This window comes from Prosthecobacter sp., from assembly GCF_014879935.1.
Classification (GTDB): domain Bacteria; phylum Verrucomicrobiota; class Verrucomicrobiia; order Verrucomicrobiales; family Verrucomicrobiaceae; genus Prosthecobacter.
In genome coordinates, this window is record NZ_JACSRD010000182.1 from 1 (window position 1) to 12,312 (window position 12,312).

Here is a 12,312-nt window from a genome sequence, read left to right on the forward strand (position 1 = left end):
TAGGGAGAGGGAGCCAGATTCCCTCCCCCTCCCAGGGGGAGGGTTAGGGTGGGGGTCAATCTCACGCAGCCAATGCGGTACCCCACTATTTTTGTGGCTCTCTACCAGCTTCATTGCAGCTTTTTGCAGGTTTGATCCCCTAAGATAACGCCTGGCAAGAAGTTGTTGTGTGCAAACCGCGTGCGCCTGGCAGTTTTCTGCGCAAGTGAGGGGGAAAAATGAATCATACATTTCACCAGTTTCAAGCGGAACTGGCCAACTGCCGCCAGCAAGTCGAAGCGGCGTTAGAGGAGAACCTCACGGCCGTTCTCCCACCCAATTCGCCCTTCCGCCAGCCCATTTACGATTGTGTCCTCAGCGGCGGCAAACGGCTGCGCCCCATTCTGATGCTCAAAATGGCGGAGCTGTTGGGCAAACCCAACCAATCAGTCCTGAAGGCAGCTTGCGCCATCGAAGTGCTGCATTCCGTGTCGCTCATTTTGGATGATTTGCCGTCGATGGACAACGCCACGGTGCGGCGCGGCCAGCCCACGGCCCATCTGGTGTACGGCGAGGCGAACGTCATTTTGCTGTCGCACCTGCTGGCGTTTCAGGCGTACCATCTCATCGTGCAGAACAGCGTGGATAACGGCCGTTCCCCGCAGCAAATCGCCCAAATCAGCGCCGCCCTGGTGCAGCTCACCGGGCTGCACGGCGTCATCGGCGGCCAGATGGACGATCTGGCCGAAGCCCGCTGCCGCTTCTCCAAACAGGAAATGGAGGAGATGTACTACAAAAAAACCGGAGCGCTGCTGGCATTAACGGCCGTCCTCACCGGCCAGCTTTGCCAGGCGAGCCCGCAAGAAGCCAAAGCCCTGGTCACCTACGGCCGTCACCTGGGCATTGCCTACCAGATTCGCGACGACATTTTGGATGAAACCGGTGAGCTGCCAGAGCTGGGCAAAAATCCCCGGCAAGATGCCCACAAACAGACCCACCTCAAGCTGGCGGGGCTGGCTGCCTCACAAACGCGCCTTAAACACCATTTGCACAAGGCCGAGCAGAGCGTGGCCTGCTTTGGCCCACGCGCCTGGTTCCTCACCAGCCTGTGCCAACAATACGGAGTGCTCAATTGAACGACCTGGAAACCCATCTCGTTGACGATTTGCGCGATACGCTGCACGCCATTGCCCGGGAACCTGGCTCGGTAAGCGCCTCGGTGTATGAAACATCCCAGGTCATCCTATGCCTGGGGCCAACGGCCACCACGCCCGCCGCGCTCGATTGGATTATTGGCCAGCAAAAAGCCGACGGCGGTTGGGGGCTGGTTCATTTGCCAGATTTGCGCCAGGTGGTGACATTAACGGCCGTTCTCGCCCTGCACCAATTTGGCCAATCGGACCACACCCGGCAGGCCGCAGCGGCGGGCCTGGCTTACCTGCACCAGCTGGCCGCCCAGGGGTACTTCATGACGACGCCCTCCAACGGGGCGGAGCTCATCATCCCCATGCTGCTGGCTGCCGCGGCCAAAGCCGGACTCACGATCAGCCACACACCGTACCAAAAGATGATTGAGAAGGGGGAACGGCGCAGGCTGCTGGTGCAGATGATTCCGCAGATTGAGAAGACGCAGGCGATCTTTTCCTGGGAAGCGTTTGGCACCGAGCCAAAGCCGGAGTACGTGGACAGCTCGGGCGGCGTGGGGCATTCCCCGGCGGCATCGGCCCGCTGGCTGGCTTTGGCCCAACACGACCCGGCGCTGGCCGACAAGCGGGCACAGGTTGAGGCGTACCTGCGCGGAGCCAGCGCCGTCACCCAAATCGGCATTCCCGACGTGGTGGCGGCGGCCTATCCCACCCACCGTTTTGAGCAGTCGTTTGTGCTGTGGGCCATGATGGTTGCCAATTTGCTCAGCGACGGCCGTTTCACCCCCCACGTCTCGCCCATCATCGACGCCCTGGCGCAGGCCATCGGTCCGCACGGCCTGGGCGCCAGCGACCACATCATGCCCGATGGTGACGACACGGCCGCCGCCCTGGCGGTGCTGAAAACGTGGGGGCGGGCGGGCGACACAACCGTTTTGCGCCATTTTGAAGCCGACCGCTACTTTTTTGCCTGGCACCGCGAACTGCAATCTTCCGTTTCCATCACGGCGCGGGCAGTGCACACACTGGGCCTGTTTGGCCAGACGGCCCCTGGTCCATTTCAGGCAATGCTGGCGCAGCAGGAAGCCAACGGCCGTTGGCCCGGCGACAAGTGGCAGTGCTCCTGGCTGTACACCACCCTGCACTGCTTTTTAGCGGCGCTCCAGCAGGGCGCGGCAGACGCGGCACAAAAAGCCCTGGCCGCCTTTTTGCGCCACCAAAACGAAGATGGCAGCTGGGGTGAGGCGGCCCCCACCCCGGTGGAAACGGCCTATGCCCTGCTGGCGCTGCAAGCGGCCAGCCGCGCTGGCCACACAGAGGAAGCCATCGCCCAAAGCCGCCAGCGCGGCTTTGCCTATTTGCAAGAACGGTACCAGCCGGGACGGCCGTTCCTCGACAAGCTGTGGCTGACGAAATACGAGTACAACCCCCGACAAATCGACCGGGCGTTTGTGCTGTGCAGCCTGCTGGCGGAACTGGCCGAGCGCCAAAACCACACGGATTGGTAGAGCATTTAATTAAAACCACGGCCCGCGAGTGACCAATCATTTTGGTCTGCCTCACAGTTCGCTATAATTCCGGCAGCCTATGAAAAAATTGCCCCTGCTTCTTCTCTTTTTTGCGTGACGCTGGTTCCGTCTGGTCCGCTTTTTTGTCGTCAGGCTGCTTTGGCTGCTGTGCGCTGGCAGGCTTCTTCTGCTTCCTGGGCTTCTCCTCCTCGCCGCGGAACATCGCTCCGAGGACGATGCCGATGACGACGACCGCGGCGGCGATCAGCCCGAAGTGCAGCGGCTTCAGCGCGGCCTTGGCTTTCGGCACGTCATCGTCATCCACCACCACGGCCACGGGAACGGCGGCCTGCGCCTGTGCCACCACCGAGGCGATGCTGGCGCGGAAGTCACGTGCGTCCTGGAACCGCTTCGCAGGGTCAGGATGCACGGCTTTTTCGATCACCTCGTCCCATCGGGCTGAAACCGGCGCATATTCCGTCACGGTGCGGCGGGGAGTCTGCGGCACACGTCCGGTCAGCATCTCATAAAGCACCACGCCAGCGGCAAAGATGTCCACGCGTTGGTCCACGGCACCTTTCCCCAGGATCTCCGGCGCGGCGTAATCCGGCGTGCCGTACGGATTCTCCTCCGCTTCGCCGGTGATCGGCCGGGCGAGGCCGAAGTCCGTCACCTTCACCTGGTCGTCCTGGGTGACCATGATGTTCCCCGGCTTGATGTCCCGATGCAGGATCTGGTGCGTGTGGGCGTAGGACAGCGCCTCGCAGAGCTGCATCGCCAGCAGTGCCGCCTTCCGCACGGGCAGGCTGCTTTTGTGGATCATGTCATGCAGTGTGGGGCCTTCCACCCATTCCATGACGAGGTACAAATGCCCGCCTTTGGTGATCCCGAAGTCGTACACGGCGACGATGTGCGTGTGGTTCAGCTTGGCCATCGCACGTGCCTCGGCCTTGAACCGCTCGGCGAACTCCTTCTCCGAGCCAAACTCGGGCGGCAGGATCTTGATGGCCACCGGCCGGTCCAGGCTGGCCTGTTTCGCCTTGTAAACAGCGCCCATGCCGCCAAACGCCGCCAGCTTTTCAAACTCGTACTGCGGCAGATACTCGGCCATCTCCCCGACGCTCGGAACGGCGAAAGGCGGATGGTGTGGGGAGGGGGCTTCCTGGGACATTCAAATGGGGCGGACTTTACCGAAACGCAGAAGCCGGGCGAGAAAAATCAGATCATCAATCCAACTCGCGCCATGAGTCGCGTCAAGGCACCGCCAGCGGCACAATCTCCCTCGCCTTCTTCAAATCCGGCCGCGTGGGACGCGGATCATGCCAGCGATCCTTCGGCGCAGGTGCTTTGGTATCGAGGTAGGCACCAAGACGCATCCGCAGTGCCTCAAACGCAGGCTGCGTGTCTTTGCCGAACTGTGACTTGCCGGCGTCCTCTTCGTTCTTCTTCACCAAGGTGGCGCTGAGGCCGGGCGTGGCACGCACGGCGGCCATGACGGCTTCGCGGCTTTCGCCGCTGACGACGCAGTATTGGGTGAGATACTCGACGAGCTGCTGACCAGCGCGGAAGGTCTTCAGGCGCAGGCTGGGCACGGGGCCGTTCGCGGTCGGGTAGAGCACGGAGAGTTCGTCGGGTGTTTGCCAGGCATCGTCTTTGCCGATGGTGTTCCATGGCACCACGCCATCCGCGCCGAGCGACCAGGCCTCGACACACCACGCGGCGTTCGTGACGTTCGGCGTGCCGATGGCGTTCGCGCTGCCATACATGTAGTAGAGATTGCCGCAGGCTTTGGCGCGACGCTGAATGCGCGGCCAGTAGTCGCGCAGCACGCCGCTGACGACTTCGACGTTCACGCAGTGATCGAGCAGTTCGCGCTGCCACTGCGGGCGGGAAATGTCGGCGCGATAGGTCAGATTGACCTTCGGATAAGGCGCGACGGCGTTCCAGAACTCGCGGCCGTAGTGGCGGATGGCCCAGAAGTCCTGCGTGTGCACCGGTTCATCGAAAATCCAGGCTGCGGTGCACTTCCGCCAGTCGTCCTTTTTGAAGTACACCTTGTTGTTGAGGTAGAACTCAAACATCGGCTCAGTCCAGCCCTTCGCTTCGAGGTGCTTCGCGATCTCCGCCGCCATGTCGCGGAATTGCGTCCAGTAGGCCTCATCAAACGCGCTCTCGATCCAGTAGCCGCCTTTGAAGTGCTCGTCGTGCTTCATCGGCCAGTTCTCATTCAGCAGCAGGTAATACGCGTCCACCGGCACCGCGCCGCGCGGCAGATCGGCGAAGGCGCTGCCATCGAGCAGCGGACCGAACTCGGCATCGAACTTCGTCCAGTCCCACTTCCCATCGCCGCCGAGCTTCGGCGCGGGCTCGTCCACCTTGCCCGTCCAGCCATACGGGAGCTGATTCAATACCACGCGATGCTCATGCGCGAGCCGGTAGTAGTCACGCGCATGCCCCGGCAGGCCGTAGGCGTTCATCTGCGGCAGGAACGACAGGCGATCCGGCAGCGTGAAGTTCCAAACCGTGATCGTGAACGGCATCACGGTGCCATTCACCGTCACCGTGCCACCGTGCTTGCCTGCGGTTGCGTCTTTCGGCACGTGCAGCTCGATGAAGGTGTCTTCGCTTTTGGAATCATCGCCCGGCACGAGCGGATCATGCATTCCTCCAACCTTCGGCATCGAGTAGAGCTTCACGCCCAAATCAGGCGCTTTGACGAGCGGCTTGCCCGCGACCGAAAAACCGATCGTTTCGCCCTTCGCGGCAAAAAAGTGCGTCGAGGCCAGTTCGCGGCCGAAAACGTCTTTCGAGGGCAAATTCGGCTTCACGGCCGAAATGGCCGGAACAGGCGGCAAAGTGCCTGCGGCGACCGGATTGACCTGATTGACGGCTTTCGGTGCCTCCACCGCACCATCTTCGAGCCAGAGAGTAAAGTAGGGCTTGTGAATGCGTTTGTCCTCGCGGCTCGACACGTAGCGATTCACGAAATTCGTGAACTTCACCGCGTTGCCATCGCGCGTGTATTCGCTGCCGATGTCATCGATGACGTAAAAGCCGTGTGACCAGCCCTCAAGCCGTGCCTGGGCCACTTCGGGCGCGATGGGAATGATCTGCCAGCCCTCCGCATCCGGCGCGGAGGCCTCGCCAAAGCCCCACAGCGATCCGCCTTCCCCGCAGACGACGCAGGTGATGTCCGGCTCGTTGTTGCCCCAGCGCAGCTCACCGGTCTTGGCCCACACGAAGGAACTCGCGCCCGGTGTCTTCGCGTAGCTGCTGCCGGTGCCTTCCACCCAGTCTTGCGAGATCGTGGAGACCGTCGTGCGCCGGAGCGGTGCCTCCGGCGACGCGAGGTGCACATGCAGTTGCGCTTTGACGATCTTCTTCCCGCGCAGCGGCACCGGATCAAAGTCGATGAGGAAGAACTCCTGGATGCCCTTCAGTTTCAGCCGATGCGATCCACCATTGTTCCCCTCCACCTCCTTCGAGTAGGCGGAGATCCACAAATCCCGCGACACCTCCACGCGCTGCTGCGCATGCAAAGTGAGAGCGGCGAGGAGGAAGAGAGCGAGACGTTTCATACGGCGGTTGGGTCGGAAGTAACGCCGATGATGCGGGCATCATGTCATCCGAAACATCAGCAAGCGGCTGATAAAGAGCCATCTGAGGAAATGGGTGAACGAATGTCGCGCCAGCGTTTTGGAGTGCTCCAGGCCTCTGGATTCACCGGAAGCGGACCGGGCGGCTGAATTTCAGCAGATCAAAACGAAAATGCATCCTCACGCATGGTGCGGGAATGATCATCCGCCCAGCGGTTGATCATTTTGGCTCTCTCTGCGCCGCCATTTTGGAGCACGGAGAGCATTCCCTGGTGCCGGCTGAGCTCATCGCGCAGGTCAGCTTTGATGTAAGCAGGATTCGGGACGTATCCCATGAGGCCGTTCGCAAAGCGGTGGAGCACCGCATACTGGGGCTGATCCATGAGGAACCGCATCTGCATTTTGATCTCGGCGATCTGCTCCTTCAGCACGGTGCAATAGACCTTCAGCTTTTCATCCGTGGCACTGGCGAGGTTCGATGCCTCCACGCCGAGCCATTCCATCTCGATGCTCAGCAGCTCACGCAGATCGCCGGAGGCATGGGCGGTGGTCAGTCTCTTCATCCACTCCTCCTTCTGAAGTTTCCGCACCGGGTCGGTCTCCAAATCGGGATGAAGCACCTTGGCGAGCTGCTTGTAGAGCGACTTCAAATCCCGCTTTTTCGCCTCCTCGGCCTCCTGTTGCTTCTTCTCTTTCTCAAGCTGGGCCTTGGTGGGCTTTCGGCCGCCACTTTGAGATGATGAAGGCTGCCGGACTTCGTTCATCGTGGCCTCAAAGCGCTCCTGCATTTTCCGCTCCAGCTCGGCGGGATCACCGTGGATGTCGAGATCGCTGAGGCCAGCCTCACCCCTGCCCGATGGGCGATGCCCTCCATCATGCTGCGCATGTAATCGAACTCCTCGTCGATCCGGGCCTTCATCCCTTCTGCGGTGACGGGTTCTTCCAGCTCCTTGATCACCGCGCTCATCTGCTGCACCTGCTCGTCGGTGAGGCCGGTGGAATCCGTGACGACTTCATGCGCTTTCCCGCAGAGAAGGTCCACCAGCGCCTCGCGGCGCCGGGCGGTGAGCTTCATCGTTTTGAAGGCATCGACCGCGAGCGTCACCATCTGGAAATTCACCCGGTGAATCTCATCCACCAGCGGCATCAGCTCCTTCGAGCAGGTGACAACCAGTTCATACAGCAGCTCTTGCTCCCGCTGATGCTTCACCCGCGTGTTTTCGAGCTGTTTCATCAGCTTGTTGAACTGCACCTGCGCAGGACTGAGCACCTCGCCCGCACGCGCGGTGACGACTAGTGCATTCTTAACAGTCCGTGGCTTTGCAGGGTCGCATCCAAGTTCAAACTGCTGTTGTTTGTCCTTCATTCGATTGCTGCCTAATTCAGAGACCAGGGTGCTGCAAGCATGAGGAGCCAAAGTGTGCTCCAAGGGCTGGAGCACTCCAGGACGGCAAGTGTGATTGAATGACACGCCGCTGATGGAGCATTGCCCCCTCCACACAGGCTTTTAACCCCGGCCTGGTAGCTGACTGCCTCATCCCAGCTTCGGCCCAGTGGCGTAGCCGGATTCTTGGGTGTCGTTGATCTCGATCACAGCCGCCATCGATACGCTGGCCCAAGTCGGTTTGAATGGGGCGCAGCGGATCAAAACGGCTATAAATCACCTGCTGCCCGTCCGACGAGGGGCGGCGAGGCGACAAAAAGCTCTCAGGAGAGCGTCGAGAGAAGAAACTCCTCGCCCTACGCTCTCCGCTTTCGAGAAGAGAACGTGCAGAGGCAATTCCTGGACCACGGCAGAGGCGGGCATGCCCCGGTTACTTCAGCGGATGCTCCTTGAGGAGCTGGTCGGTGGTGTAGAGCATCATGCGGCCGGGGTTGGCGTCGCGGATGGCTTTCACCTCGGCGGGGCTGATGGGATCGGCTTTGTTGCCGAAGTGGTTGCGGACGAAGGTGAGGACGTTGGCGATTTCCTCGTCTTTGAGCATGCCGGCGAACGGGGTCATGGGGACCTGGCCGTTGTATTCCTTGCCGCCGACCTTGATGGGGCCCATCAGTCCGTACATCGCGATCTTGATGAGGCGTTGCTTGTCGCTGGTGACCCACGGGCTGTTCACGATGCTCGGGAAGGCGGGGTCGAGACCGGCGCCGTTCGGCTGATGGCACGTCACGCAGTGCCCTTCGCGGAAATACACTTCCTGGCCGGCGGTGAACTGGGCCTTCGCGGCATCGCTGAGATGCGCAGGCGCCGGCACCGCCTTGTATTCGGGTTTCACCACTTCGACGACACCGTTCAGGCGATCTGCGGCCGTTTGGGCGGCTGCCTTGCTCCAATCATCAAGCGGGAGCTTCGAGGCGATGGCGACGATGTTTTTCGCAGCAGGAATGTTCGGCAGCCAGCTCGCGGCCACGATGGCTTCGAGGCGCACGCGGCCGTGTTCGTCCTGCGCGGCCTTTTCGAGCAAGGCGACGTGATCGGCGATGCGGTGCGTGTTGTAGCGCAGCACGCGCACGGCGGCGGCGCGGGCGTGGAAGTCGCTGGAGGCGAGCATCTCGCGCAGCAGGCTTTCATCAACGGCATTGGCACCCCAGGTGACCCAGAGGGCTTCGAGCTTCGCGTGTGTGTCGTTCTGCTTCGCGGCCCAGGCTTTTGCCGCAGCGACAACTTCGCTGGCCGGATGTGCGCGCAGTTCGCGACGCGTGCGATAGCGCACACGCAGCTCGGGCTCTTTGAGGTTTTCAAAGAGTTGATCGAGCGAGGCTCCGGCGACGGGCACAGGCTTCACGAGCGGGCGCGACGGATAGGTGATGCGGTAGATGCGGCCGTGCACATGATCGCGCAGCGGATCGCGTGCGTTGTGCTGCATGTGGCCGATGAGCACGTTGTGCCAGTCGATGACGTAGAGGCTGCCGTCGGGTGCGAATTCGAGATCGACGGGGCGGAAGTTGCCGTCCTTGCTGACGAGCAGGTCGTGACGGTGATCAGTCTTCCAGCCGGTGCCGTCGTCCTGGATTTTCACCTGCTTGATACCGAGGAAGCCGATGGCGTTGCAGTAGATGAGGTCGCCCTGCACTTCGTCGGGGAAGTGGCGTGACGAAACGATCTCGAGACCGCTCGTCGGACGCACCTTGTGATCTTTCGGCACGAGATCGGCGGCGGAGGGCGTCTTGCTGCCGAAGGCTGGCTTCACTCCGACGGGAAGCGCCCAGTTCATCGTGGTGCCGGAGGTGTGGAGGAGGAAATCCTGGCCCCACTGATCAAACACGAAGCCCCACGGATTTGGAATGCTCATCTGGATCGTGCGCTCGAGCTGGCCGCGCTGCGGGCTGTAGCGATAGAAGCCGCCATCAACGCAGCGCACGGGGCCGTAGGGCGTTTCGATGTTCGAGTGAAGGAACACGCCCTCGCACATCATGAATGCCCCGCTCGGATCGGCGGTGTAGGCGCTGACGGCATGATGAGTGTCGTGCGTGTCGAAACCGCCGAGGATGATCTCCGTGCTGTCGGCCTTGTCGTCGCCGTTTGTGTCGCGAAGGAGCACGAGATTCGGCTCCTGCGAGACATAGACGCCTTCAGGTTCGAGCTCGAATCCGATCGGCAGATGCAGCTTGTCGGCGAAGACAGTTTCCTTGTCGGCCTTGCCGTCGCCATTGCTGTCCTCGTAGATGAGGATCTTGTCATCCGGCTTTGAATCGCCGGGTTTGAAATGGGGATACGCAGGCATCGTGGCGACCCACAGGCGGCCTTTGTTGTCGAAGCTCATCTGCATCGGGTTCGCCAGGTTCGGGAACTCCTTCTCGCTGGCAAAAAGCTGCACCTTGTAGCCTTCCGGCACGGTCAGGGACTTCTCGGCCTCTTCGCCATACAGATACTTCTCGCTGCCGTTTTTGACGCTCGGCACGTAGTTTGTCGGCACGGCGGGAAGCGCGTGGGTCTTGCTGTCATCGACCTTGAGGTCGGTTGTTTTGCCAGCGGTGACCTTGTGGATCAAATCATCGCGCAAAGCGGTCATCTCACGCGTCTTCCGCACTTCATCCGGATAATTCTGCGGGCCATACGGATTGTAGCGGCGTCCGTGCGCGTGCACGCCATTGAGAATGTTGTAGTCATTGTTCCACATCCAGTCCTTCTCCTTCACCGCGGCGTGGACCAGGGCCGGATCAGCCTTCGATTCACGGCTCTGATGACCGTAGAGGCCCGTGGCGAGCCATTCGGCGACCTGCTCGTAGCCCTTGTCCGTCGGCACGAAACCGCCAGTGGTGAAGAACTCGCCGCCCTTCGAGTAAACCGCCTGCGTGGGCGAATACAGATCGATGTAGGTCAGTTTGTGCTTCTTCGCGACCTTCTCGATCGCGGCGGCATAGAGCAGCAGGTTCGAATTCTCAACATCACCCTTCGGCAGATCGCGTTTCGCGCTCTGATTTTCATAGGCGATGGGCGAGGCGAGCACAACGCGCGGCGCGGTCTTGCCGTTGTAGGCCTTGCTCAGCGTGTGCACGACCCACGCGTCGAGTTCCGCCTCGAAATTGTCCACCTTGCTCGGGCCGTCGAAAGACTCGTTGTAGCCGAAGAAACCGACGATCGTGTCCGCCTTCAGATGCGTGAGCCACTGGTCCGGCGTGGCGTAGAAGCCCTGGCCGTTGTGGATCGTCTTGTCGGGATGAAACTTCTCCGCGCCCGGGAAGGCCCACTGCGAGGATCGAGAGGGATGCGGACGGAAACCCGGCGTGTCGCCCACATGACCCATGTTGCGGAAGAACAGGTCGCGGTCGGGATAGCGAAGCTGCAGCTCCGTCTCGATGCGGCTGTACCATGTGTCGCGCTCGGCAAGACCGTTGCCAATGAGCACGATGTGCTCGCCCTTCTCCGGGGGGGCGACGTTTTGACTGCGTGCGGTGGTCGCGGTGGGGGGCTCGACAGCCGGTTGATGCGGCGCACCGGCAGGTTGTTCTTCCTTCTTCTTCTCGGCCTTCTTCGCGTCGCCCTTTTTGGCAGCCGTCTGCTTTGAAGCGTCCTCAGGAAGCCCCATCGACGGGCTGCTGCCGGTAGCGAAGTCACCCGGCTTCAGATTGCGCTGCTTGAAGTAACCTGCGTCCTTGATGAAGCCGTAGAACGTCGGGTTGAACGGATCGATGAAGGCCACCTCCGCTTTTTCCGGCACAGGAAGGCCGAGCAGGTGATGCGCGGCGTTAACGATGAGACGGCGCAGGTTTTCGTCCTGATAATCCACCGCCGCGCCCATAGTCGTGCAGAAGGAGCGGCCCTTCGTGGTCCCGTTCGGAGCCGTGTAATCATGCAGCCAGGCGATGGGCTGCATCGGCTCATTCTTCGCGCCCGTCAGGTTCTTCGACTTTGGATCGAGCGACTCCGTCACCGCGCCACGCAGGAGGATCGTGTTGCCGTCCGCCTTCACATCCGGTGCGCCATACACATCGCTCAGTGCAAAGATCTCTCCCACGCCGCGCAGCACCTCGTTCTTCGAGTTCGCGGCCTCCACGACACTGCGCGTGCCCTCCTTTTTGTGCGCACCATGATGGCTGACCCACTTTTCGCCGAGGATTTTCAGTCCGAACTCGCTCCATTTGAAATCACCCGTCTTTGCGCCGCCAGTGAAGGCATGCGTCGCAGTGCGGAAGCCGATCACCGGCTTCCCGGCGTTCAGAAACTTCGCGAAGTGCGCCAGATCGGCGTCTGGAAGCTGGCGGAAGCGAGTGCCGATGATGAGCAGGTCCGCGTCATTAAGCTTTTCGGTGCCGCGGATGTTCTTCTGGTTGTTTGGATCGATGTAGCCGCCCTGTGGATCGGTGGGAAAGAGCACGATGCAGTTGAACCCGTGCGTCTTCGCCAAAATCTTCGCCAGCATCGGCATGGACTCCTCCGTGCGATATTCCTCGTCGCCCGCGACCAGCACGATCGTGCGCCCTTTGCCCGCGCCGACGGGGTTCGCAGCCATTTCGAGATACTCCTGGGCCGGGGCGGCCGTGGCAAGGAGTGCGAGTGAGAATAGGAGGTGCTTCATGGTTGGGAAAAAACGGAAGGGGAACGGTTATACCGCACCAGCAGGCGGAACCGGACAAGAAAAATTG

At 61.3% G+C, this 12,312-nt stretch carries 7 protein-coding genes; 2 read left to right on the forward strand and 5 right to left on the reverse strand.

The features are described from left to right. Positions 1–218: 218 nt before the first annotated feature. Together IAE77_RS19600 and IAE77_RS19605 are read left to right on the forward strand one after the other, a co-directional pair. Entirely contained in the window at positions 219–1,115 is an 897-nt protein-coding gene (locus IAE77_RS19600; protein ID WP_294230307.1) for a polyprenyl synthetase family protein, read from the forward strand. Continuing rightward, positions 1,112–2,632 carry a prenyltransferase/squalene oxidase repeat-containing protein gene (locus tag IAE77_RS19605; RefSeq protein ID WP_294230309.1) on the forward strand — a complete coding sequence of 507 codons (1,521 nt, stop codon included), beginning with the start codon at positions 1,112–1,114 and terminating at the stop codon, positions 2,630–2,632. Before IAE77_RS19600 ends, IAE77_RS19605 begins: the two co-directional genes overlap by 4 nt. A gap of 61 nt (positions 2,633–2,693) precedes the next feature. Here IAE77_RS19605 and IAE77_RS19610 read toward each other — a convergent pair whose 3' ends face one another. From IAE77_RS19610 to IAE77_RS19630, 5 genes are all read right to left on the reverse strand, one after another. Further along, a complete protein-coding gene (locus tag IAE77_RS19610; RefSeq protein ID WP_294230312.1) occupies positions 2,694–3,803 on the reverse strand; it encodes a serine/threonine-protein kinase in 1,110 nt (369 codons plus the stop codon). A gap of 82 nt (positions 3,804–3,885) precedes the next feature. Then, positions 3,886–6,210 (reverse strand): hypothetical protein, encoded by a 2,325-nt coding sequence (locus IAE77_RS19615; RefSeq protein ID WP_294230315.1) that lies wholly within the window; start codon positions 6,208–6,210, stop codon positions 3,886–3,888. A gap of 179 nt (positions 6,211–6,389) precedes the next feature. Next, the gene (locus IAE77_RS19620) at positions 6,390–6,992 is read right to left on the reverse strand and encodes a hypothetical protein (RefSeq protein ID WP_294230318.1); all 603 of its coding nucleotides are present in this window, start codon (positions 6,990–6,992) and stop codon (positions 6,390–6,392) included. Further along, the gene (locus tag IAE77_RS19625) at positions 6,989–7,594 is read right to left on the reverse strand and encodes a hypothetical protein (RefSeq protein WP_294230321.1); all 606 of its coding nucleotides are present in this window, start codon (positions 7,592–7,594) and stop codon (positions 6,989–6,991) included. Before IAE77_RS19625 ends, IAE77_RS19620 begins: the two co-directional genes overlap by 4 nt. A gap of 448 nt (positions 7,595–8,042) precedes the next feature. Beyond that, complete coding sequence (locus IAE77_RS19630) at positions 8,043–12,245, reverse strand: PVC-type heme-binding CxxCH protein (protein ID WP_294230324.1); 4,203 nt, start codon at positions 12,243–12,245, stop codon at positions 8,043–8,045. Positions 12,246–12,312 lie beyond the last annotated feature (67 nt).

What these genes read in the sequence shown, in the direction of transcription:
- IAE77_RS19600 (WP_294230307.1), top strand. Translation starts at nt 219, where the DNA reads ATGAATCATACATTTCACCAGTTTCAAGCGGAACTGGCCAACTGCCGC.
- IAE77_RS19610 (WP_294230312.1), bottom strand. Translation starts at nt 3,803, where the DNA reads ATGTCCCAGGAAGCCCCCTCCCCACACCATCCGCCTTTCGCCGTTCCG.
- IAE77_RS19615 (WP_294230315.1), bottom strand. Translation starts at nt 6,210, where the DNA reads ATGAAACGTCTCGCTCTCTTCCTCCTCGCCGCTCTCACTTTGCATGCG.
- IAE77_RS19620 (WP_294230318.1), bottom strand. Translation starts at nt 6,992, where the DNA reads ATGAACGAAGTCCGGCAGCCTTCATCATCTCAAAGTGGCGGCCGAAAG.
- IAE77_RS19625 (WP_294230321.1), bottom strand. Translation starts at nt 7,594, where the DNA reads ATGAAGGACAAACAACAGCAGTTTGAACTTGGATGCGACCCTGCAAAG.
- IAE77_RS19630 (WP_294230324.1), bottom strand. Translation starts at nt 12,245, where the DNA reads ATGAAGCACCTCCTATTCTCACTCGCACTCCTTGCCACGGCCGCCCCG.